The organism is Cytobacillus sp. MT66 (assembly GCF_058792595.1).
Genome location: NZ_JBXAFB010000002.1, coordinates 472,793 through 494,975, shown reverse-complemented (window position 1 = coordinate 494,975; position 22,183 = coordinate 472,793). Strand labels below are relative to the sequence as shown.

Annotated in this window: 21 protein-coding genes; 2 read left to right on the top strand and 19 right to left on the bottom strand. The window is 41.1% G+C overall.

Annotated elements, in window-relative coordinates; genetic code table 11:
* Nucleotides 1-26: 26 nt before the first annotated feature.
* The 9 genes from AC1Q59_RS05800 to AC1Q59_RS05760 form a co-directional block, all read right to left on the bottom strand.
* Entirely contained in the window at nt 27-1,814 is a 1,788-nt protein-coding gene (locus AC1Q59_RS05800; RefSeq protein WP_492364847.1) for an L-lactate permease, read from the bottom strand.
* Between the two features lie 243 nt (nt 1,815-2,057).
* Nucleotides 2,058-2,822, bottom strand: coding sequence for an IclR family transcriptional regulator (locus AC1Q59_RS05795; RefSeq protein ID WP_492364846.1), 765 nt, complete (start codon nt 2,820-2,822; stop codon nt 2,058-2,060).
* Between the two features lie 67 nt (nt 2,823-2,889).
* Entirely contained in the window at nt 2,890-5,067 is a 2,178-nt protein-coding gene (locus AC1Q59_RS05790) for a malate synthase G (RefSeq protein ID WP_492364845.1), read from the bottom strand.
* Between the two features lie 145 nt (nt 5,068-5,212).
* The gene (locus AC1Q59_RS05785) at nt 5,213-6,670 is read right to left on the bottom strand and encodes an FAD-linked oxidase C-terminal domain-containing protein (protein ID WP_492364844.1); all 1,458 of its coding nucleotides are present in this window, start codon (nt 6,668-6,670) and stop codon (nt 5,213-5,215) included.
* Nucleotides 6,654-8,027, bottom strand: coding sequence for a (Fe-S)-binding protein (locus AC1Q59_RS05780; protein WP_492364843.1), 1,374 nt, complete (start codon nt 8,025-8,027; stop codon nt 6,654-6,656). Before AC1Q59_RS05780 ends, AC1Q59_RS05785 begins: the two co-directional genes overlap by 17 nt.
* A gap of 2 nt (nt 8,028-8,029) precedes the next feature.
* Nucleotides 8,030-9,355, bottom strand: a complete 1,326-nt coding sequence (locus tag AC1Q59_RS05775; RefSeq protein ID WP_492364842.1) for an FAD-binding oxidoreductase — start codon at nt 9,353-9,355, stop codon at nt 8,030-8,032.
* A gap of 214 nt (nt 9,356-9,569) precedes the next feature.
* The gene (locus AC1Q59_RS05770) at nt 9,570-10,838 is read right to left on the bottom strand and encodes a coiled-coil domain-containing protein (RefSeq protein WP_492364841.1); all 1,269 of its coding nucleotides are present in this window, start codon (nt 10,836-10,838) and stop codon (nt 9,570-9,572) included.
* Nucleotides 10,839-11,193: 355 nt separating this feature from the next.
* Nucleotides 11,194-13,542 carry an FdhF/YdeP family oxidoreductase gene (locus AC1Q59_RS05765; RefSeq protein WP_492364840.1) on the bottom strand — a complete coding sequence of 783 codons (2,349 nt, stop codon included), beginning with the start codon at nt 13,540-13,542 and terminating at the stop codon, nt 11,194-11,196.
* Between the two features lie 360 nt (nt 13,543-13,902).
* Entirely contained in the window at nt 13,903-14,265 is a 363-nt protein-coding gene (locus tag AC1Q59_RS05760; RefSeq protein ID WP_492364839.1) for a Na-translocating system protein MpsC family protein, read from the bottom strand.
* Between the two features lie 255 nt (nt 14,266-14,520).
* Between AC1Q59_RS05760 and fdhD the strand changes: the two genes are divergently transcribed.
* Nucleotides 14,521-15,315: a formate dehydrogenase accessory sulfurtransferase FdhD gene (fdhD, locus tag AC1Q59_RS05755; protein WP_492364838.1), complete on the top strand. Its 795-nt coding sequence runs from the start codon at nt 14,521-14,523 to the stop codon at nt 15,313-15,315.
* 83 nt (nt 15,316-15,398) lie between these two features.
* Here fdhD and AC1Q59_RS05750 read toward each other — a convergent pair whose 3' ends face one another.
* The 3 genes from AC1Q59_RS05750 to AC1Q59_RS05740 form a co-directional block, all read right to left on the bottom strand.
* Complete coding sequence (locus AC1Q59_RS05750; RefSeq protein WP_492364837.1) at nt 15,399-16,259, bottom strand: DUF421 domain-containing protein; 861 nt, start codon at nt 16,257-16,259, stop codon at nt 15,399-15,401.
* 12 nt (nt 16,260-16,271) lie between these two features.
* The gene (locus AC1Q59_RS05745) at nt 16,272-16,478 is read right to left on the bottom strand and encodes a DUF1657 domain-containing protein (protein WP_492364836.1); all 207 of its coding nucleotides are present in this window, start codon (nt 16,476-16,478) and stop codon (nt 16,272-16,274) included.
* A 114-nt stretch (nt 16,479-16,592) separates the two neighbouring features.
* Nucleotides 16,593-16,793 (bottom strand): DUF1657 domain-containing protein, encoded by a 201-nt coding sequence (locus tag AC1Q59_RS05740; protein WP_492364835.1) that lies wholly within the window; start codon nt 16,791-16,793, stop codon nt 16,593-16,595.
* Nucleotides 16,794-16,980: 187 nt separating this feature from the next.
* On the opposite strand from AC1Q59_RS05740, the gene AC1Q59_RS05735 reads away from it, so the two are divergent.
* Nucleotides 16,981-17,322 (top strand): cupin domain-containing protein, encoded by a 342-nt coding sequence (locus AC1Q59_RS05735; RefSeq protein ID WP_492364834.1) that lies wholly within the window; start codon nt 16,981-16,983, stop codon nt 17,320-17,322.
* 47 nt (nt 17,323-17,369) lie between these two features.
* Here AC1Q59_RS05735 and crcB (AC1Q59_RS05730) read toward each other — a convergent pair whose 3' ends face one another.
* From crcB (AC1Q59_RS05730) to lepB, 7 genes are all read right to left on the bottom strand, one after another.
* The gene (gene crcB / locus AC1Q59_RS05730) at nt 17,370-17,726 is read right to left on the bottom strand and encodes a fluoride efflux transporter CrcB (protein ID WP_492364833.1); all 357 of its coding nucleotides are present in this window, start codon (nt 17,724-17,726) and stop codon (nt 17,370-17,372) included.
* Entirely contained in the window at nt 17,723-18,112 is a 390-nt protein-coding gene (crcB, locus tag AC1Q59_RS05725) for a fluoride efflux transporter CrcB (RefSeq protein WP_492364832.1), read from the bottom strand. Before crcB (AC1Q59_RS05725) ends, crcB (AC1Q59_RS05730) begins: the two co-directional genes overlap by 4 nt.
* Before the next feature lie 45 nt (nt 18,113-18,157).
* A complete protein-coding gene (locus AC1Q59_RS05720; protein ID WP_492364831.1) occupies nt 18,158-19,198 on the bottom strand; it encodes a TolB family protein in 1,041 nt (346 codons plus the stop codon).
* 23 nt (nt 19,199-19,221) lie between these two features.
* Nucleotides 19,222-20,085: a permease prefix domain 1-containing protein gene (locus AC1Q59_RS05715; RefSeq protein WP_492364830.1), complete on the bottom strand. Its 864-nt coding sequence runs from the start codon at nt 20,083-20,085 to the stop codon at nt 19,222-19,224.
* Nucleotides 20,082-20,405 carry a PadR family transcriptional regulator gene (locus AC1Q59_RS05710; protein WP_492364829.1) on the bottom strand — a complete coding sequence of 108 codons (324 nt, stop codon included), beginning with the start codon at nt 20,403-20,405 and terminating at the stop codon, nt 20,082-20,084. The genes AC1Q59_RS05715 and AC1Q59_RS05710 overlap by 4 nt, the downstream gene beginning before the upstream one ends.
* Nucleotides 20,406-20,515: 110 nt before the next feature.
* Nucleotides 20,516-21,415 carry a TIGR01777 family oxidoreductase gene (locus AC1Q59_RS05705; protein ID WP_492364828.1) on the bottom strand — a complete coding sequence of 300 codons (900 nt, stop codon included), beginning with the start codon at nt 21,413-21,415 and terminating at the stop codon, nt 20,516-20,518.
* 151 nt (nt 21,416-21,566) lie between these two features.
* Nucleotides 21,567-22,112, bottom strand: a complete 546-nt coding sequence (lepB, locus tag AC1Q59_RS05700) for a signal peptidase I (protein ID WP_492364827.1) — start codon at nt 22,110-22,112, stop codon at nt 21,567-21,569.
* Nucleotides 22,113-22,183: the final 71 nt, after the last annotated feature.

Sequence of the window (22,183 nt, the reverse complement as noted above, 5' to 3'; positions counted from 1 at the left end):
AGATTGCTCTGGCCATGACTTACATATTATTTATCAGATTTTACCGATGAATCAGGTGTTATCAGCAAGTTGGCTCTTCTATTATTAGTTGCAATAATGTAGACGGCCGCAACTGCGATAAGAACAGCAATAATCGATCCGATATTGAAAATCCCTTTTTGTGAATACCAAACGATTGAGTAGCCAACCGATCCTGCCAATAAGGCATAGTAGGCAAATGGGAATAATGTTTTTCTAATGACTATTCCTTCTTTTCCGTATAATCCTACAACCGCAGATGCAGCTACAACGTTATGAACACAGATCATATTGCCGGCTGCACCTCCAACTGCCTGCAGTGCAACAACCCATGTTGCATCTACGCCAATCTGTAAACCAACATCGTGCTGGAAAAGCGCAAACATCATATTACTTACCGTGTTACTGCCAGCAATAAATGCACCAAGTCCTCCAATAAAAGTCGAGAAGAACGGCCAATATTCGCCGGCAAGCGCAGCAACTCCATTAGCAAGCTCAATTGGCATTCTTTCATAGCCTGCCGCACCCCCTCCGGTATTCAGAAATACCTGAACCATTGGAACTGTAAATATGAGCGCAGTAGATGCAGCAATCGCCGTTTTTCCTGATTGTGCCCACGCGTTTTTGTATGCTTTTCCATTCATTCCGTGAATAAAGAAGGTCAGTATCGAAACTACAATAAAGATGGTTCCCGGTGAAAATAAAATTTCAAAACTCGATGTAATTCCAGAGCCAAAGATGTTTTCAATTCTAATAACTACTGACTTAAGCCAACCCTCGAATGGCAATGACTTTAACCTTGACAGCACTAGGAAAAGCCCAACAAGCACATAAGGCGACCACGCTTTAACCATTGACATGCCGCCGCTTTTATGAACAACGTTTGTAATTTCAAGCTTTCCGTTCCATTCCGGATCCCACTTTGATTTTTCTTCAAAATCCCATGTCTCTTCTTTTGGAGGCATAAGGAAACCTTTTTTCGCTGCAAACACAACAATTGCAAGACCAACTAACCCTCCAACCATTGATGGGAATTCAGGACCCAGTGTATTTGCAACAATGACATACGGGATTGTCATTGCAAATGCAGCAAAAAGAGCGAACTTCCATACTTTAATTCCCTCTGTGAATGACTTATTTTTACCAAAGAACCTTGTCATGAGGGAGACAACGAACAATGGCACAAGTGTTCCAGCGATCATATGCAGCATCGCTACCTTGCCGCCAATTAGCGGGAGAAGAGTCCCCATTTGATCCGCGAGGCTTGCATCAGCTCCCAAACCTGTTCCTACACCCACAAGAATCGGTGTTCCCACCGCACCAAAGGAAACAGGCGTACTTTGAATAACCATCCCCGCGACAACTGCAGCCATGGCAGGAAATCCTAATCCAACCATTAATGGAACCGCTACCGCTGCAGGTGTACCAAAGCCAGAAGAGCCCTCGATAAACGATCCAAATAACCAGGCGATGATGATAACTTGCACACGCCTGTCGGCAGAAATATCTGTGAAACCTTGACGGATTGTACTAAGACCGCCGCTTTCCTGCAAAGTGTTTAACAGCAGGATGGCACCAAAAATAATGTACAATAATGTAATAGCAACTACTAATCCATTAACTGATGCCGCAGCTACATTAGCAAATGGAACTTTCCATATCCAAAGCGCCAAGCCAACAGCAACTAAATAAGAAATTGGCATCGCTTTGCTTGCCGGCCATCTTAGACCTACCAGAAAAACTCCCACGGCTATGATCGGAAGCAACGATAATAATGCAAGCATACCTGTACTCATAAGTCTTTTCCCCTTTCTCTTTTTGAATATGGACGTATAATGACATTTGTTGCTTATGACAAAACAATGTTTTTCTAAAACATTATGCCTATGATTTATTATACGAGCATTTATTAGAATATCAATAATCTTCTGAAAATTAAATATTGTGTTTATCTATAATACTATTCAAAATATTGGAAATTACAAACAAAGGCAAAAAAAAGGTCCCTTTCTTCAATAAGAGACGTTTTTTTGATTGATTTATAGATAACCAATTCTTTTGGAGATTTTTTTTCCAATGGAGAGGATTTTCGGCTGAAGCTGCTGAAGTCGTTCATCCGTCATTCTAATAGTCGGGCCAGAGATACTGATTGCAGCTGCAACTTGGCCAAGATGATCGAATATCGGAACACCAAGACAGCGAATGCCATATTCATTTTCTTCATCATCTAAGGCATAGCCCTTTTCTCTTACTAGTGTAAGCTCTTTAAGGAATTCATCCTGATTAATAATTGTCCTGTCTGTATGGACTGGCATGCCCTTTCGTTCAAGTATGCCTGCAACAATATTTGCAGGTAAGTAGGCAAGAATGGCTTTTCCTACAGAAGTGCAATGCATAGGAGCTCGTTTTCCCACCTTGGAATGCATTCTAAGTGCTTCGTTTCCGTCTAACTTTTCAATGTAGACAACTTCCCCTTGATCATAGACAACCAGGTGAATAACCTCATTTGTTTCTTTTTCCAGCTCGGTTAGAAATGGCCGTGCTTCTTCTCGCAGGTCAATGGACTCGAGAAGCCTTGAGCTGACTTCAAGAAATTTATATCCGAGCTTGTACCGTCCAGTTTCTTTATCCTGTTCAATGAACCCGTATTGAACAAGAGTTGAAAGAATACGATAGACGGAGCTCTTGTTAATATCGATTTGTCTGGCAATCTCTGTTACGCCGAGCCCGCTTTTTTTCATGCTGATTAGCAACATTATATCGAGTGCGCGGCTCACGGATTTCACCATGTTTTCTCGTTCCATGTACTTCACCTTATTTCATAAAAGGATTGTAAAAGGTAATCGGAAAAACCGATTACCTCCCATTTGCTTATTGTTGGATTGCATATTTTGCCTTTGCTTGCAGGCGTCTATGGTGGAGAATTGGTTCTGTGTAGCCGTTTGGCTGGTCATAGCCTTTGAAAATGAGATCACAGGCTGCCTGAAAGGATTCCGATTGCTCATAATCATCAGACATAGGGCGATAGGCAGGGTCCCCTGCATTCTGCTCATCAACGACCTTTGCCATTCTCTTTAGTGTTTCCATCACTTGTTCCTTGGTGGCAATTCCATGATGCAGCCAGTTTGCTACATGCTGGCTGGAAATTCTTAAGGTTGCCCGGTCTTCCATCAGTCCAATATTATTGATATCTGGCACTTTTGAACAGCCAATTCCCTGATCTACCCATCTAACTACATAGCCAAGAATTCCTTGTGCGTTATTATCAAGCTCCTGCTGAATTTCACCCGGATTCCATATTGGGTTTTCTGCAACTGGAATTTGAAGGATCTCATCGCGCAGATCCTTGATTTGATCAAGCAGATTTCTTTGCACTTCGAATACATTCACTTGATGATAATGAAGAGCATGAAGCGTTGCAGCCGTTGGTGATGGCACCCATGCTGTATTAGCTCCAGATTTAACATGACCAATTTTTTGCTTCACCATGTCTGCCATCATATCTGGCATTGCCCACATACCTTTGCCAATTTGCGCACGTCCCTGGAAGCCTGAAGCTAATCCGTTATTTACATTGGATTTTTCATAAGCATTAAGCCATGCAGATGCTTTCATCTCATTTTTACGAATCATAGGACCCGCTTCCATGGATGTATGCATTTCATCGCCAGTCCTGTCAAGAAATCCAGTATTAATAAACGCAATCCGTTCTTTAACTTCACGGATACACGCCTTTAAGTTCAAAGAAGTCCTTCGTTCTTCATCCATCAGACCAATTTTTAGCGTATTTCTTTCTAAACCAATGAGGTCTTCAACACGGCTAAATAGTTCATTGGCAAATCCCGCTTCCTTCGAACCATGCATTTTTGGCTTAACAATATAAATTGACCCTTTTATTGAATTTTGATATTTTGCGTTGCTGTTCAAGGAATGTTTGGCTATCAATCCAGTTACAACTGCATCTAAGATGCCTTCTTGAATTTCTTCTCCATCTTTATCAAGTACAGCATTAATTGACATTAAGTGGCCGACATTGCGGACAAACATAAGGGATCGTCCAGGCAGCGTGAAGCTTGTTCCGTCAGGGCCTTGGTAGGTGCGGTCTGGATTCATTGTTCTTGTCAATGTTTTGCCGCCCTTTTCGAAGCTGGCCGTCAAGTCTCCTTTCATTAAGCCTAGCCAGTTCCGGTAGACTGCGACCTTATCTTCTGCATCAACAGCCGCGACAGAATCCTCACAATCCATAATCGTCGATAGTGCTGCTTCTAAAAGAATATCTTTAACACCAGCAGCATCTGTTTTTCCAATTGGATGGGCTCTATCAATTTGAATTTCGAAATGAAGGCCATTATTTTCCAGTAAAACGGCAGACGGATCTTCGGGGTCTCCCTGAAGTCCTGCAAATTTCTTTTCGTCAGCAAGCCCTGTTACATTCCCATTGGAAAGGACGACTGCTAGTTTCCCATTGGAAACCTGATATTGTGCTGCATCTTTATGCGAGCCTTCTTTCAATGGAACAGTTTGATCAAGAAAATCTCTTCCAAAAGCAATGACCTTTTCGCCGCGGACAGGATTGTATCCGCCGCTTCTGTGCGCGCCATTCTCCTCGCTGATGACATCTGTACCATATAGGGCATCATACAAACTTCCCCAGCGGGCATTAGCAGCATTGAGCGCATAACGGGCATTATTAACTGGTACAACAAGCTGGGGCCCTGCCTGAACAGCGACCTCATCGTCAACATTTTCCGTAGTGATAGTGAAATCTTCACTCTCATCTTCTAGATAGCCAATTCCCTCTAAAAAAGCTTTATAGCTGGTAAATTCCCCTGATGGATTTTCGCGGTGCCATGCGTGAATTTTCTTCTGCATCTCACTTCTTGCTTTAAGCAGTTCTTGATTCTTTGGGGTTAAATCATCAACAATTCCCTCGAATCCATTCCAAAATTGTTCCTGATTGACGCCGCTTCCTGGTAGAACTTCCATATTAATAAATTCATAAAGCTCTGAAGCTACCTGTAAATTTCCAGTCTTTTTGTAATTTGTCATGATTATATCCTCCTTTTTTTAAAAAAGGATCCCCTCTGTCACAATGTTTCTTTCTCTTTGTTTGTTATTACGAAACACTGTTCCATTCTATCGTTAGAAAAAGAATAGCACATGAAATCATGCTATTTCAATAATTTTCAAAAAACTACTTGCTCATTGCCGCTTCTTTCATTTCTCTTTTTATTTCGGCACAGCGGCCAGGTGACGGAAATAGCTTTCCGGCATTTAGCAAATTATCAGGATTAAAGACCTCACGAATATTGGTCTGAGCAATGATTTCCTCATCTTTAAAAACAAAGCGCATTTCCTCGCGTTTTTCAATCCCTACACCATGCTCGCCAGTGATTGTTCCGCCAACATCTGCACATGCCTTTAAACAGGCACTTCCTGCTTCAAGGGCCTTTTCGATTTCACCCTGCTTTCTTGCATCAAATAGTACCAGCGGATGGAGGTTACCATCCCCTGCGTGAAATATATTGGCAATGCGCAGTCCTGACTCTTCGCTAATTTGATTAATCCGATTAAGAACCTCCGGCAGTTTACTTCTTGGAATTACACCATCCTGAACTAAGTAATCTGGAGAAATGGCTCCCATAGCACCGAAGCCTGTCTTCCGATTCGCCCACCAGCGTTCTCTTTCTTTTTCATCCTTTGCTGCCCTTACCTCGCGGACATTACAGGCCCGGCATACATCAAGAATCTGATTGATTTGCTCATCAATTCCTGCGGCAATCCCATCAACTTCAATGAGAAGGACCGCTTCAATATCCAGCGGATGCCCTACCGGGAACGCAGCGGCTTCGACTCCTTCTATGGCAATTTTATCCATCATTTCAAGTGCTGCGGGTACAATCCCTGCAGAGATTATCTCCGAAACAGCCCTGCTCCCATCTTCAACCTTGTCAAAATAGGCAAGAACTGTTTGTTTGCCTTCTGGATTTTTCAAAATTCTGACGCTTATTTTTGTGACAATCCCTAATGTCCCTTCAGATCCTGTTAAAAGGCCAAGGAGATCGTAGCCTGGCTGATCCAAAATCCCGTCATTGCCGATTTGTATAATTTCACCATCTGGTAAAACCACTTCAAGCCCGAGAATGTGGTTGGTTGTTACTCCATATTTTAGACAATGGGCTCCTCCGGCATTTTCAGCAACATTCCCGCCAATCGTACAGCAATATTGACTTGATGGATCTGGAGCATAATAGTAGCCTTTATCGGAAATCGAGTTGGTCAGCTTTAAATTAACAAACCCCGGTTCAACAACTGCTTTACGGTTCTCAAGATCAACACTAATAAGCCTTTTCATCCTGACCAGGCTAATTATGACCTCTCCATTAAGCGGAATGGCTCCGCCGCTCAAGCCCGTTCCAGCGCCGCGTGCTAAATATGGAAGGTTATTTTCTGCACAATACTTAACGATTTCTGAAACCTCTTCAGCATTTTTCGGAAAAACAACAGCCTTTGGCAAATGCTTGTGAAGGGTGAAACCATCACAATCATAGGCGATTAAATCCTCTTTTTGATAAAGGATGGACTTTGCGCCGCCAACGATATCTGCCAGCTGTTGAATATGTCTGTCATTTGATTTAAATTTTGTTTTCATCACTCTCACTCTCCTTCCCGTCCAATTCTTTTTGATAGGCCCAATCTAGAAGCTGAACGGTATGAACAATTTTTTGATTTCTTCCATATTTCTGTACGCCAACAGCCATTTGCAGCATACAGCCTGGATTGCCCATTGAGATCATTTCAACATCTTCGGGGACATTTTCCATTTTGCTCTCAAGAACTGCACCTGCCATTTCTGGATTCGTAATATTATAAATTCCGGCACTTCCGCAGCATCGGTCAGCATTTGGCATATGGACCATCTCAATCCCTGGTATATCAAGAAGAATTTCCCTAGGCTCTTGGCGAACCCCCTGGCCATGGGCAAGGTGGCAAGCATCATGGTAAGTGATTCTTGTCTTTAATTCTGCTTTTGGCTTTTCATAGCCTGTGTCATGAAGAAACTTTGATATATCTTGAACCTTTTCCGAAAACTTTTCTGCACGATCCCGCCATTCTGGCTCTTCGCGGAATAATTCAGCATATTCTTTCATCATGCATCCGCAGCCGGCTGCATTAACGACAATATGTTCTGCATCTGCGAACGCTTCAATATTTTGCTTAGCAAGCTTCCTGCCCATTTCACGATCACCAGCATGTACATGTAAAGCCCCGCAACATGTTTGAGCATCTGGAATGGTTACATCATTCCCATTTCGGGTAAGAACATTGATGGTAGACTGGTTAATATCGCTAAACATGACATCCATAATGCAGCCAGTTAAAAAAGCTACTTCCCGTTTCGTCTCCCCTTGTGCTTTAATGACTTTTTGGTTTTTATACCTTTTGCGTACAGGCTCTTTGACTTCAGGCATGATGGATTCCATATCGACCAAGTGATCTGGCATGATATTGATTAGCCCTGTTTTGCGGATCGCCCTTTGCAATCCGCTTTTTTGATAGAATCTCACCAGACTGCCTAATTTGTTTAGTCGATTGTGATCTGGAAACATCCCATGAAGGAAGAATTTGCTGACTGTCCCTTTCCAGCCTGCTAATGGCATCGCTTGACGAATCTGCCCGCGCGCCTCTTCAATTAAACCGCCGACATCCACGTCTGCTGGACATGCCGTTGTACAGGCCCGGCAGTCCAGACAAGCAAATACAGGATCAGAAAACTGGTCATTAACCTCCAGTTTTCCTTCAGCCACTGCTTTGATTAAATATACCCGCCCTCTTGGCGAATGCTGCTCCTGCCCCGTTTGCTCATAGGTTGGACACGATTCAAGACACATCCCGCAGTGTACACAATCTGCCCATTTATTCTCATCCGGAGGATCCTTCCAAAGATAATTTCCCAGATTCGCTGAACATGGCAGGTTTTGATTTAAATCACTTTCCCTGACACTCAATACTAGATCCCTCCCACAAAACGATTCGGATTCAAAATCCTATTAGGGTCTATCTTCGTTTTAATACCCTCAAAAAGGCGAAAATAGGCTGGATTTTGCCCCCAGACATTTATTTCTTTGCGCAGCTCTTGCGGCAGATGCTTTATAACCGCGTATCCGTTTAATTGCTGTGCTGATGATCTTATGTGATGAATGACCGAAGTCACATCTTCTTTAGCTCCCCTGATGATGATTTGGCCTAATCCATGTCCTAAACCGCCATGTCCGTAAATCTGCACATTATTTAAATCTTGCAGACTATTAATGTCCTGCAAGAGCCGGATGATATCTAGATTGACTACGCCAATCTTAATTGCTGCCAATGCTTCATTTTCAGCTCCCGCTGTTTTCCCATTCGGGCAAATCCGATAAAATTGGTTCCAGAATTCATGTGCTTCTTCTTTTGCCAAGATAACCGACTGTGTGTTTGCCGGAAGAAGCTGTTTTAGGATATCCTCCTGATATTGAACAGAGGTTTCCACATCTTCAAAGGCGATTGCCAATGTAAATTGGTGAACCCCGGTTAATTTTTCAGCAAGGGTTGGATTTAACAGTTCAATGCATACTGGCTCAGCATATGAGTCAAGCACCTTAACTGAGTAAGGACGGATTTCATTCAATTGATTCTCGGAAAATGGGACCAGTACAAGCGATTCATATTTTGCTAGAGGACGCAATTTCATTGTCACTTCAGATATGACGCCAAGCGTGCCCATCGAGCCAATGAATAGTTTATTCATATCGTACCCAGCCACATTCTTTACCACTTTACCGCCAGAACGAATGACGGTTCCATCGGGATAAACCGTGCGCAAGCCAATCACAGCGTCTCTAGCCGAACCATAACGCAGCCGCTTTGGACCACTGTCATTGGCAGCAATCACGCCGCCAATTGTGGCGTCTTCCGGCCAGAATGGATCAATGGATATCCGCTGGTTTGATCGAGCCAGATGGTCTTGGAGCTCCCGGATAGTTGTTCCAGACTTTACAGTTATCGTCATGTCGCCAACAGTATGTTCGACAATCCCGCGGTAATTCTCTAATGACAGCATTAGATCACAGGCTTCTCTTTGACCGCCATAGCCTCTTTTTGTCCCAGCACCCATAATTGAAACTGTCAGCTTATACTTATTGGCATATGCCAGTATGGAGGATATTTCCTCCTCTGTTGCAGGATATAGAGTCACATTTCCGCCATTACCGAGCGGATGGTCTGTATCCTTTCCTGCTGCAGCCTTTACACCTGATAATTTTGAGGTCAATTCCGTTAATAATTCTGCTGTAATCATTACCAGCTCCCCTATTCGTTTCGTAATAAGAAACAGCGTTTTTAGTTTTTCGTGTGTGTGGTTGTTTACCTTTATTAAACCACTCAAACCCGCAAAGTTCAATGAGTATTTAGAATTTACAGAAAACATAATATATACAAATGATATAAGGTAAAATATTCTAGTTTACTGCAAAAAAAAAGAACTTCCCCAAAGGAAAGTCCTCTCTTCTCTATTACATGACTCTTATTACTCGTCCATTAAATTTACTCTTCCAGTAGCCACTGCTCATGTTAGCAACCGCAACGCCTGTTGAGCTTTGGGAACCGATAAATTTACCGCCGCCAAGATAGATGCCAACATGACCATCTCTTTTGTAAGTATCAAAGAATACTAGATCCCCAGGTCTCATTGAGCTTGCTGATACTTGTGTTCCAACGCCTGTTAGAGCACCTGTATAAGCTGGCAGGCTTACTCCCGCTTGTGAAAATGCCCAAGAAACAAAGCCTGAGCAATCGAATCTTCCATTTGCTACATCATATGAACTTCTTCCAGCACCAAAAACATAAACAGAGTTTCCGATATATTTATTGCCCGCTTTAAGTACTGTATTAATATCTCCAGAAGCTGCCGGTGTAGCCATATTAATAGCAGGGCTGCTTGATTGGCTGATTGCCGCGCGGCTGCTAGTGCTGGCTTGTTTACTGGATGAGGATGATTTCACCGCTGCAGCCTGAGCTTTGCGGCTAGCCTCAATTCGGTTTTGAATTTCTGCCTGCTTTGAAGCTAATGTGCTGTCCTGCATTTTTAGATCAGCTTTTAATGATGCTACTTTTTCTTGTTTAGCATTTAGTTCATTTTTTAATTGAACAGTCTGTTGCTTCTGCTCTTCCATTTGCGCCTTCATGCCTAGAAGCTCTGTTTTCATTCCTTCTAATTCAGCTAATTTGTTCTGAACGGAAGATTGTTTTTCTTCTAATAATTTTTTATCCTGATCATGCTGTGTTAAGATATCCTGATCTGCTTCGACAATTTTTGTAACTGCCCCTACTCTTTCAATGAAATCTCCAAAGTCTGTTGCCCCTAGAAGGACCTCTACGAAACCAATTGGACTATTGCCATTTTCTTGGTATGAAACCGCACGGCCTTTTAAAATTTCAGTACGCTTATCAATTCTTTCTTGAATGACTGCTATTTCCTTTTTTAATTGCTCAACTTCAGCCTTAGTGCTGACAATATCTTTTTCAGTCTTTACAATCATATTATTATTATCTGTAATTGCTTGATTTACGCGGCTGATCTGTTCATTTAGCCTTGCCTGTTCTTCAAGAATGGCATTTAATTCTTTTTCAGCCTTTGATAGGTTTGTTGAAAGTGCAGCTCTTTGCTGCTGGATTTGAGCGTTCTGACTATGTAAAGTATCCGCCTTAACTGATGGGATTGCGAATGCACTGCTTAGTCCAAGCATGAATGTCGTATTTAAGATTACTAGTTTTTTTTTCATTTTTACAGCCTGCCTTCCATATGTAAATCACCGTGCTGCCTCCATGGCATATGTATAATCACTTAAGATTGTGTACATTTTAAGATTAGAAGATTGTAGAATTATGTCATCTCGTGTCTTTGTTTACACTGACGATTATAGCATTCTTATTTAACAGGGGGATTTTAGTTATATTACAAAAGTATTTCAAATGGTCCCAGCTATTACCAAATTGGCTGCTATTCCGGTTGATTTTCGTCATAGGGGGCTGCGATTCACTAATCTTTTGTTAAAATATTAAAATTATAAATTAGCATATCACAACAAAAAAAGCTGATCGTCATGATCAGCTCTTCTTATATAAAATAGAAACTTGTTAATCGATGGACATTTCCAATTCTTCAATTCTCTTTTCTACATATCTTTGGTCTTTTTGTGCGTGGAAGGTTTCAGCTTTTTCGATGATTACTGCTGTGTTATATTCTGGAATTTCGGCATATTTTTCGTAAACGCCTTTTGGAATTAGGACGTTGCCCTCCGGCCAGTATACGGCAATGTTTCCGGTTTTTACATTTTCGAATTTCGCTCTGCCCTGGAATGTTCCGAATTTATTATAGGCTACGATAGGCTCTCCCTTGCGGATATTTAATTTTTTTGCGTCTTCTTGGTTAATAATAATGTCATAGCGGTCTGCAGCGTTGAATGGATCCTGCTCACTATAGATCATCGAGTTGAATTGTTTGCCGCGGCGAGTCGTTACATAAAATTGACCTTCAGGTTTGCGAAGCTCTGGGATTTCAATCGCTAGAAGGTTGCCCTTTCCATCAGGCGTTGGACAAATGCCCCCTTCACAAAGCCAAGCTCCACCCCATTGAAAGACATCGCCGCGATTTTTCAAATGCTGTATCCCATCATAATTTCGGTTGGCAACAGCAATTTCCTCTCTGATTTCCTCGGCCTTTTTAAAATATATTAAATGCTTTTTCTCCGGATACACTCTTGAAGCCAAATCAACATAGATTTCCCATTCTGGACGGGCTTCGCCGATTCTAGGACCTTTAATTTCCGGACTATAATAGACCATTCTCTCCGTGCTGGTAGAAGTTCCGCCACCTGGCTGTTCATAGCGAGTCATTGCCGGCAGAACGATTACCTCCTCCTTTGCTTCAACAAGCGTTGAGGTATTAAAAATAATATCTTGATGGACACGGAGCTCTACATTCTCAAGAACTTCCTTAATAAATTCCGGATCCGGCATTGTTTCAAGGAAGTTTCCTCCACTTGTAAAGAACAGCTTCACCTTTCGTTCATGATCATCTGGCAGCAGCACATTTTCCAACGTTTGACCAACCGTGTCGCCCTGCCAACTTGGGATAGAAAATCCCCAAATTTCCTCCATTCGCTTTGCATTGATTTCATCAAAGTCGCTTCCCGGCAGGACAAACGGATCTGCACCCATTTCACCAGATCCTTGAACCCCGCTATGACCGCGAATTGGCATGACTCCGCAATGTTCTCTGCCAACAAAACCGCGCAGCATAGCAAGATTCGCAACTTGTGAAATATTATCCGTGCCAAAGCGGTGCTGGGTTAACCCCATGCTCCAAACAAAGACGCCAGATTTTGCTTTCGCTAATAGTACGGCAAATTCATGCATCCGTTCTTTTGACATGCCAGATGATTTTTCAAGGAGGTCCCAATTCTGTTTTTTCAAATGCTTCTTTAACTCATCCATTCCATTCGTGTGTTCATTAACGAATTTATGATCAATCGCAGAACCTGGCTCATTTTCCTCCATTTCTATCCAATGCTTCATCACACCATTCATGAAGGCAATATCACCGCCAATATTAACTTGGTAGACATCGTCTACAATCTTCGTTCCGAAGAGAGCGCTTTCAGCAATGGATGGAATCCAATAATTTTCCATTGCCGGCTCGCGATACGGGTTGATCATGATAATTTTTGTTCCAGCTTTTTTAGCTGCATACATATACTTGGTAGAGACAGGCTGGTTGTTTGCAGCAACAGATCCCCAGAAAATCAGCACATCCGTACCGATCCAATCCTTATAGTTACAGCTAGATGCACCGATCCCTAGGGAACGCTTTAAAGCCGTTTTACTAGGAGAGTGGCAAATCCTAGAAGCGTTATCGATGTTATTTGTGCCAAGGAAACGGGCAACTTTAGCAGCCGTATAGTAAACTTCATTAGTAATGCCTCTTGCGGTTAGGTAAAAGGCAAGCTGTTTAGGATCAATTTTTTTAATTTTGGCGGCGATCCGGTTCAATGCCTCATCCCAAGAGATTCTAGTAAACTTGTTTTCTCCTTTTTTCCTTGATAAAGGATAGGGAATTCTTCCAAGCTTACGAAGCTCGGTACTGTCTAATTCCTGCATTTTTTCAATATTCTCCAGCCACTTTGGATCAATCGCCGGCATGGTATTTAGGCGAAGGACATTCAGTCTTGTTGTACAAAGATGCGGACCTGTGAGCGTTTGGTCTTGTAAGCCCGAAACCCCAAGTGCACAGCCATCGCACACGCCTTGAGTCAGAATCCGATAGGCATAGGGAAGATTATCTTTATTGTCCCAGACAACCTTCATGGTATCTCTTATATGGTGAGGCTTTACCTTGCCAAGCCCCATTGGCGATTTCCCCGCCCAAAGTGAAGGTTTTAATGAGGTATCTAATTTAATTGGACCTGTATGTTTAGTTGAACCCATATTCACTCTGCCCCTTTTTTATTTTTTAACTAAATGCTTTTACCCTATTACAAAAATATATTTTAGCTGCCATGATGAAGGACATTTTCCTTGGAAAATTGCTTCAGTTTGTATTTCATACCCTTGATGAAGGACTTTCCCCTTGGAAAATCGCTTCCCTTTGGCCTTCATAGCCTCGATGAAGGACTTTCCCCTTAGAAAATCGCTTCCCTTTGGCCTTCATAGCCTCGATGATGGTCATTTCCCCTGTTTCAGTTGTCCTTCAAGGCGCGAATTCCCAATAAAAAAACCACCCGACGCCTATGCTTCCATAGTGTTTGGCGGTTAGTCTTTAGCAGGATCGCTGCCAAGTGCCAACTATTATTTTTGCGAGAATTTTTTCTCTATGTCTTCATCAAAGACAAAAATAGACATACCAAAATCTCTTTCAATATCAATATCAACAAATAAATCAATAAATTTCACCTGCAAAAACTCTTCCATTTCCACAGGGGGATTCTTTTTATACATTTCCTTGACCATTTCCGTTCTGGCTGCACGCAGCATTTGTTTTCCTTCATCTGCGCTGGCAATAAATTTTTCAACTGGTGACAGGTTCCCTTCCATTTCACAGATCGCCCAGTTTTTGCAAAAGGTGGTTGTAATTTTGCCAGGTCCCTTACCCATATGTTTTTTACGAAAGGAACGTACTAGGTTACTAAATTCAGCTTCGAATCGATTCATGCACCCACTACCTTTTACTTCGATACACCAATAATGAAAATCTTTCATATCATATTGTAACATTTGTTAACCGTTGACAGGATCGCTGTCACGTGTCAAAATGTTGAGTTTATACACTTTTCTAAATTTTATCATTTTTAACATTCATATACAACCTTTTTACAACTAATCACTATGACAATATTAATTACTATTGCCATTCATTTAAATTGTGCTACTATTTTGTTAATCGAGAAATACTGGGCAGGTGAAAAAATGGAGGAGAATATTAGTCAAAATAGCCGGATAATTAAATATGAGAACGGTATACTGCGGGAAACGCAGGATGAAATTGTGAGGGAAAGTCCGCTTACGATTTTTTTAAATGGACAAGAATTCGCAACCATGGTCTGTACACCAGAACATTTAGATGAGCTCGTGATTGGATTTCTGGCTTCTGAAGGTTTTATTAGGCAAAAAGATGAGATTAAAGATATTATCATTGATGAAAATAAAGGGGTTGCTCATGTCGACCTTCATGTAAAAGTCACTGCTAGCCATGAGTTCCATTCGAAGCGATTTATCGGGTCATGCTGCGGAAAAAGCAGACAATTTTATTTTCACAATGATGCACGGACAGCGAAAACCTCCACATCTAAAATTACCTTAACTCCCGATAACTGCCTAACCATTATGAAGAAACTTCACGATCAAAGTGTTATTTTTAGAGATACAGGCGGAGTTCATAATGCAGCCCTTTTCTCTAGGGACAAGATCATTGTCTGCCGAACGGATATTGGCCGCCATAATGCTCTCGATAAAATTTTAGGTTATTGTGTAGAAAATAAAATTTCTGCAAAAGACAAAATTATTGCCTTTAGCGGAAGAATCTCCTCTGAAGTGCTATTAAAAGCAGCTAAAATTGGTGTCGGTATTATTCTTTCAAAATCAGCTCCAACTGATTTAGCCATTAAATTAGCAGAAGATCTTAACATTACTGCAATTGGCTTTGTCCGCGGTGATTCTTTTAATATTTACTCCCATTCACATAGAATTGTTGATCAATTATGAAAAAGTCCAATCATCTGCTGATTGGTCTTTTTTGATGGGAGTTCCGGGACAAGGTGCCTGTCCCCCTGTCCCTACCCCTGTCCCTATGTATTGAGGTATGGTTCTAATTTTTGGATGGCTTGGTCTAGTTTTTGGGCATTTTTTTTGTACATTTTTTTGGCGTCCTGGTTTTGTGTTTCTAATTCGAAAAGCTCTAGATCTGCCTGGCATTTTTTTAGCATGGCCATTAATAATGGTCTTGTTTGCGGTGTTGGCTGCTTCAGTTTATCGTCATATATATCAACATGTAATTCGCCATAGGAATCGACTTGGCCATAAAATACATTTTCAAGTGTCACACCAATCTTTTCCAGTTCATTTTGCAGCCAATCACGGGTTTTTCCTGAAGCAGCTAACGGATCATTCATGATATTTCCGTCCATAATCACGGTCTGCGGAACCTTATCCTTCGGCATGTTCATATTCAAATCTTTTGGTGTCAGCGGGCGATTCTCCCTCTTTAAAAGAACGGATAAATCACCTGTTGGCTCTAAAACAGCAAATTCCACATCGGCAAAGTTAAACACATTTTTGGTCCGAAGCATTGAGCTTAGTTCATCTGTTGTATATTTTTCATTTTTTAAATTATCCTCTAAGATTTTCCCTTCTTTAATAAGAATAGTTCCTTTTCCCTCGATAAAATCCCTGACATTCTTACTCTTTAAGGATAAATAGTCCATCAATACAGTTATTATGCCAAATATTCCGATTGCCAGAATTCCATGGCCTATATTGCTTTCAAGTCCCATAATGACTTCGCCAGCAATACTTCCAATGGTAATGCCGGATACATATTCAAAGAAGGATATCTCAGAAATTTGTTTTTTTCCAAGGATCTTTGTCATGAAAAATAACGCAGTAATAAAAATAATGGCTCGGATAAAGATATGAGCCCACTCTGACATGAAATCACCCCATTATGATTGTTTATATTGCCGTTCTTCAAAGAGGATCTCATTGACACGAACCTGCAGATCTTTTTTTACTTCATTCATTACATTCATCATGTCATGGAAAACCCGCTGTGCCTCATCATCTTGAGAATTTAATGCTAATATAGACAGCTGTGCTTCAATTCCTTTAATCGTTGACATGCACTGCTTAACATTGGAGATAACTGTCATTGTCCCCCTCCTTTTTATTCACATGATAGTATTTGTAAAAATGCTTAAACAATCCATATGAAAAATAAATGACTGGCTTTTTTTGAAAAAAGCCAGCCATGGTAAGGCAATTTACTAATTGTATTGTGGTTCTTCTTTCTGGATTTGCTGCAAGCGTGGGGATATTGTATCAATGATCGCCTGTGTAGCTTGAGCAGCATCTTTATACAGTTGTTTTGCTTGTTTATTTTCAGTTTGTAATGCAAAGCCTTCAAAGCTTGCCTGTGCACTTTTTAAGCCTGCTACTGTTTGCTGTACTTGTGTTCCAACTGTCATGTTTTCTCCCTCTTTTCTTCAAGTAATTGCCTTACATTTGATAGTATTGCTAAAGTCCTGCTCTTTATGGCTGGTAAAAGTTTTACAAATGACCATACTAAGACAGTTAATATTGATCTGCATCAAGGATTTTAAATGTAAAAAGGACTAGAATAAAATCATGATAAACATAGGGGAGGATTTCATAATGGAAAAAAAGTCAATCTCTGCAGCTCAAGAATTCAATGAAAAACAATTTACAAAAAGGATACTATTTCGCGAAGGAAAAAGTACCGTCTTCGTTCTTAATTTCATGCCTGGTCAAGAGCTTCCCGTCCATAAGCATCCTGGATCTGAAGTGTATTTAATGGTTATTGAAGGAAATGGCACACTACTGATTAACGGAGAGCCAACGGAAATAGCAGAAAAAGAGGTTGTCCGTGCAAGCGGAGAAGATGATTTTGCATTCAAGAATACAAGTAGCGGCAATGTCAGCCTTTATGTCATGCTTAATGAAATCCCTGACGAAAGATATGTTCAGGAAATCTAAGAAACGCAAATAGCTTTGGGAGAAACACTTCACTCCTAAAGCTATTTTTATTTTACGATGTAAAAGCCAATGGCAGCCGCGGCAATGCTAATAAGTACTGAAGCCAAAACGTACATTACAGCACTATTAATCCTTTTCGTTTGAAGCAAAGTGATTGTTTCAAAGCCAAAAGTAGAAAATGTTGTAAATGCTCCGCAAAAGCCAACTCCTAAAAAAAACCAAAGCCCATCACTAATTCCGTGTGACAGATGATATTGGGCCAGCATTCCCAGCACTAACGAACCTAATATATTGACTGTCCAGGTCCCTAATGGAAATTGCTGTGACTTTTTATTGAGAAATCCTGCCAGGAGATACCTAACAGAAGCACCGATGGAACCGCCAAAACCAATCAGCCAAATCATGCGGACTCACCTACTTTACCTGCATTTTTACTTGCCAGCTTGAAGCCCAAAAAAGATGATAATAACCCAAGGAAGATACTAGCGAGCACGTACACGATGGCTAGCATGGGCAATCCTTGCTGAAACAATCCTAGTGTCTCAACGGAAAACGTTGAAAAGGTCGTAAAAGAACCAAGAAAACCTGTGCCAAACAATAACGAAATTTCAGGCCGGATATCCTTCCTTTTGATTAGAAAAGTCAGCAGCCAGCCTAAAGCAAAGCAGCCTACAAGATTAACAAGAAATGTCCCTAACGGAAACCCATTTCCTGCTGTAAACAAAGTCCCAGCCAAATACCTTAAAATGGCACCGACAAAACCGCCTGCCATCACTATAATAATGTTCATAAAAAGCGGACAAGGGGACAGGTCCCTTGTCCCGTCCGCTCCCTTCTATGAAGAAAATAAATTGATTTCTTCTATATTATCACCATCTATGGTCATTTTGTATAGATGATACTCGGGAGCGCCTTTGGCAAATTTTTTATCAAGCATGAAATAAACCGTTTTTCCATCGGCACTTACAACAGGATCACCAACATATTCACCTATATGTGTCAGCTGTATTTCCTTTTTCGTTTCCACATTGTATTTATACAGCTCATATTTATAAGTACCGCCTTCATCAGGATTACTGATCGATTGATAAATCATTTCTTTTTCTGATGGAGTCATGGTAAAGCTGAAAACACTGACCTCTCGTTTTGGATCGGATATGACAGACATCTTCTCCGGACGGTCTAATGGGATTTGAAAAATTCTTTCCTTTACCTGGAACGACTCCTCAGGTGTCTCTACACTTGAATCATCATCCCTTTGTAAGAATACCCGCTCCCCGGTTGAAGAAACGTACAAGGAATGGATCGAGTATTGACTTAGGTTAGTCAGACGCTTTAATGTTTGATCCTGTAAATGAAACTCATACACATCAAAATCATGCGGCCGCTTTCCTGCAATTGGCGAATAATTTTCAAATGTTCCTGCACGCAAATAGTAAAGGGATGACCCTTGTGGGTGAAACGCCACCTCAGCAATCGTTGACGAATCCGTGAATACTTCTGTGATTTCATTAGTATGTAAGTCCAGTAAATGAACTGTACTTGTCAGTTTCGTTTCTTTATCTTTATTTGTAGTAATAAATGCTAAAATTGCGCCATCTTTCGAGAATGATGGATCAAGAATCATCGTATTCTCGTCAAATTCTGCTGCCATAATGCCAGTTGTCTCGTTTTCATTTTGCAAAAACAGCTGAGGCTTTCCTTCTTGATATGATACATAGGCAATCGTGTGTTGTGGTGAGACATCATATTGATTGGAAAGCCCATTTTGTTTTTCATTTTCGGTTTTGTTAAACACAAACCCTATGATAATCAATGCAGCTGTGATGATCAGCAAGAATAGCATAAGAATTATGATATTTTTTTTCTTCATCATACATTCCTTTCTTCACAGGATTTTTACCTGTAAGCCAGTTGCGGATAATATATCCACAAAAATAGGAGAACTATAATGATTAAAGGAACAAGCCCTAGTAAAAATGCCATTTTCCGGCTCTTGTTTACGATTTTTAATTGAAAAATATATAGGCCAATCCATACAGCCAATGGACTCATAAAAATGAGCATCCTAGGATGAAATTCGCCTATCATGATCAGCATTCCTACTAAGAAAAAAAGGGTTATGCCAGAAATAATTATGCCGCTCGTAATATTTAAGCCGTGAAGGATTTTCATAAAATTTTCATTCGGGCTGTAGTCATAAATCGTGGTCCGATAAACAAGTCCAATCGTTAAAGCAATATTCAGCCAGTCCCATATGACCATGCCTACTGTTGCTGGATGATCTAAACCGCTTACAATCAGCCATCCATAAAGTTCAGCCAGTGCATGAATAATAAGCAGGCTGTTTAGCCAAAGTTTTTTATTCAAGTGAAAAAATTGATTTAATGGCAAAAATAAAAGCATCGCCCCAATTGCCATAGACATAGTCAGCCAGCCAATTTGAGCATCACCATCAACAAAGAGGTTTATTAAATAAACTGTGATGGTAAACAGAATCGATGAAACAGCGAGCGTCAGCATTAATTCCTTACGATATGGAAAAAGAGACTGCTGAATTTGGCTGCCGATTTCCCCCTCATTGCCGAACAGCTGCATTGCTTTTTTCTCTGCTTCTTCTAAGGTCATGCCGTCTTCAATCAATTGATCGCGGGATAGCTCAAGATGAATCAGCAGCTCCTCATACAAATCCTCTTTTTCTTGCTTCGAGCACTCCGTATGGCGGACAATATTTTCAACATACTGTTCGAGCTTTGATTTCATATATGTCCCTCCGAGCTCTTGCGGACTAATTGGTTGACCCTCTGCCAATCCGCTTGCTTTTTCTCCAGCTCCATTAACCCTTCCTCCGTCATTTTGTAATACTTCCTTCTTCCCGCCGGCGTTTCTGACCAATAGGATTCAACCCATTTCTTTCGCTCCAAGCGTTTTAAAGCAGGATATAGTGTCCCCTCGCTCATTTCATATTGATCATCACTGAGCTGTTTCAATAATTTCGTCATTTCATATCCGTATAAATCTCTCTGCTTAATCAGTGATAGCAGCAAGAGATCCACACTTCCCTTCATCATTTCCTTATCCATCCACACTCACCTCATTTCCATCTCCTGGTTGTATTGTAATACGATGTACCTCGTATTGCAAGGGTTAATGCAGAAAAAAATGGCAGACAGTCCTTCCTGTCCAGCCATTTCTATTTTAGCAAGTCTTCCAGAGCATTTGTCAGCTTAGAAAACTTGAATGTAAATCCTTGTTCCAATAACACCTTTGGAATGACATGCTGACCTTCAAGGACTAGGGAACTTTTTTGACCAAGCGCCAATTTCATGGCAATAGCCGGTACCGGCAGCCAATGCGGCCGTTTCAGTACAAGCCCTATGGATTTTCCAAAGTCCTTCATATGCAATGGCGATGGCGATGTAACATTGACTGGACCCTGGAGATGGCCGTTATTGATTGCAAAAAGTATGGCACGGGCGACATCCTCCACATGTACCCAAGAAACCCACTGTTTTCCTGATCCGACTGTTCCCCCAGCAAACAATTTATATGGCAAAGCCATCAGAGGCAGTGCTCCGCCTTCTTTGCCAAGTACGACTCCGAACCTCATAAATACTGTGCGAAGGCCAAACTTTTGCGCCTGACTTGCTTTTGCTTCCCAATCCCTAACAGTTTTACCAAGAAAATCATTGGCCCTTTCAGACGCCTCCTCTGTGTACGTTCTCTCCAGAGATGCAGGATAAATTCCAATGGCACTGGCATTGATCAGCACTGAAGGTTTTTCAGGCATTTCCCCGATGATTCGCAGTAGTTCTTCGGTTGCAGTCATCCGGCTTTCATAAATTTCCTTCTGATGTCTGTTATTCCAGCGTCCGTCATTTATCGATACACCCGCTAAATTAATGATCACATCAGCATGTTTTATTTCTTTTTCAGGCAAAATACCATCCTCTAGCCACTTTACATATGAAACACGATTAGAAAAAGAGACCTCTCTTCTTGTTAAAATAACGATTTCATGCCCTTCTTCCAAAAGCAGATCAGTCAGCTTTCTGCCAATAAAACCTGATCCTCCAGCAATAACTATTCTCATATTTACCGCTCCATTCTTCCTGCAGCATTGTCATTGCTATTATTTCTCCACTTAGCTGTCTTTTCCTTCAAGGCAAAAAAATCGCATGGTACTTTTCTTCCTTATCATCATGAAAAAAAGCGGACCGTTTGAAGGTCCGCTCTTTCATTTATTATTTAGGAATTCCGATCTCACCCAACGGATAGATTCGCAATTTAACTTCCCCATCCACAGAGTCCATCGGCACAAACCCAAAAGAACGGCTGTCCTTGCTGATTAGCCGGTTATCCCCCATGACAAACAGGGATCCTTCCGGCACTGTTTTGTGGCCAGTCAATTCCTCTAAGGTAAAATCTCCTGTCAATTTGCCAAACAGGATGCCCTCTTTTGAGCTTTCTAAGTATGGCTCCTCCTTCTTTTCACCATTGATGTACAGGACATCATCCCTCATTTCAACGCTATCGCCCGGAAGGCCTATGACTCTCTTAATATAGTGTTCATCCGAATCAGGCGCAGCAAAAACGATCATATCAAAATGCTCGATATCCGTAATCTTGCTGATTAAAACCCGATCTTTATTTTCAAATGTTGGTGACATTGATTCCCCATAAACAGTTGTCGGCGTGAAAATATAGGTGCGACAAAGAAAAGCGATTACAATCGCAAGTGTTAATGACCATATCCATGAGTATAATTCCTTTTTACTGCTTTTTTCCAAGATTGCACCTCCTAAATCAATCGAGTATATATCTATTATACAAGTCTATAAAGGAATTTTCAAAATTAAGT

Bases quoted from the DNA above. Each gene is read 5' to 3' on its own strand.
- AC1Q59_RS05800 (WP_492364847.1), bottom strand. From the start codon at position 1,814: ATGAGTACAGGTATGCTTGCATTATTATCGTTGCTTCCGATCATAGCC.
- AC1Q59_RS05795 (WP_492364846.1), bottom strand. From the start codon at position 2,822: ATGGAACGAGAAAACATGGTGAAATCCGTGAGCCGCGCACTCGATATA.
- AC1Q59_RS05790 (WP_492364845.1), bottom strand. From the start codon at position 5,067: ATGACAAATTACAAAAAGACTGGAAATTTACAGGTAGCTTCAGAGCTT.
- AC1Q59_RS05785 (WP_492364844.1), bottom strand. From the start codon at position 6,670: ATGAAAACAAAATTTAAATCAAATGACAGACATATTCAACAGCTGGCA.
- AC1Q59_RS05775 (WP_492364842.1), bottom strand. From the start codon at position 9,355: ATGATTACAGCAGAATTATTAACGGAATTGACCTCAAAATTATCAGGT.
- AC1Q59_RS05770 (WP_492364841.1), bottom strand. From the start codon at position 10,838: ATGAAAAAAAAACTAGTAATCTTAAATACGACATTCATGCTTGGACTA.
- AC1Q59_RS05765 (WP_492364840.1), bottom strand. From the start codon at position 13,542: ATGGGTTCAACTAAACATACAGGTCCAATTAAATTAGATACCTCATTA.
- AC1Q59_RS05760 (WP_492364839.1), bottom strand. From the start codon at position 14,265: ATGAATCGATTCGAAGCTGAATTTAGTAACCTAGTACGTTCCTTTCGT.
- fdhD (WP_492364838.1), top strand. From the start codon at position 14,521: ATGGAGGAGAATATTAGTCAAAATAGCCGGATAATTAAATATGAGAAC.
- AC1Q59_RS05750 (WP_492364837.1), bottom strand. From the start codon at position 16,259: ATGTCAGAGTGGGCTCATATCTTTATCCGAGCCATTATTTTTATTACT.
- AC1Q59_RS05745 (WP_492364836.1), bottom strand. From the start codon at position 16,478: ATGACAGTTATCTCCAATGTTAAGCAGTGCATGTCAACGATTAAAGGA.
- AC1Q59_RS05740 (WP_492364835.1), bottom strand. From the start codon at position 16,793: ATGACAGTTGGAACACAAGTACAGCAAACAGTAGCAGGCTTAAAAAGT.
- AC1Q59_RS05735 (WP_492364834.1), top strand. From the start codon at position 16,981: ATGGAAAAAAAGTCAATCTCTGCAGCTCAAGAATTCAATGAAAAACAA.
- crcB (WP_492364833.1), bottom strand. From the start codon at position 17,726: ATGATTTGGCTGATTGGTTTTGGCGGTTCCATCGGTGCTTCTGTTAGG.
- crcB (WP_492364832.1), bottom strand. From the start codon at position 18,112: ATGAACATTATTATAGTGATGGCAGGCGGTTTTGTCGGTGCCATTTTA.
- AC1Q59_RS05720 (WP_492364831.1), bottom strand. From the start codon at position 19,198: ATGATGAAGAAAAAAAATATCATAATTCTTATGCTATTCTTGCTGATC.
- AC1Q59_RS05715 (WP_492364830.1), bottom strand. From the start codon at position 20,085: ATGAAATCAAAGCTCGAACAGTATGTTGAAAATATTGTCCGCCATACG.
- AC1Q59_RS05710 (WP_492364829.1), bottom strand. From the start codon at position 20,405: ATGGATAAGGAAATGATGAAGGGAAGTGTGGATCTCTTGCTGCTATCA.
- AC1Q59_RS05705 (WP_492364828.1), bottom strand. From the start codon at position 21,415: ATGAGAATAGTTATTGCTGGAGGATCAGGTTTTATTGGCAGAAAGCTG.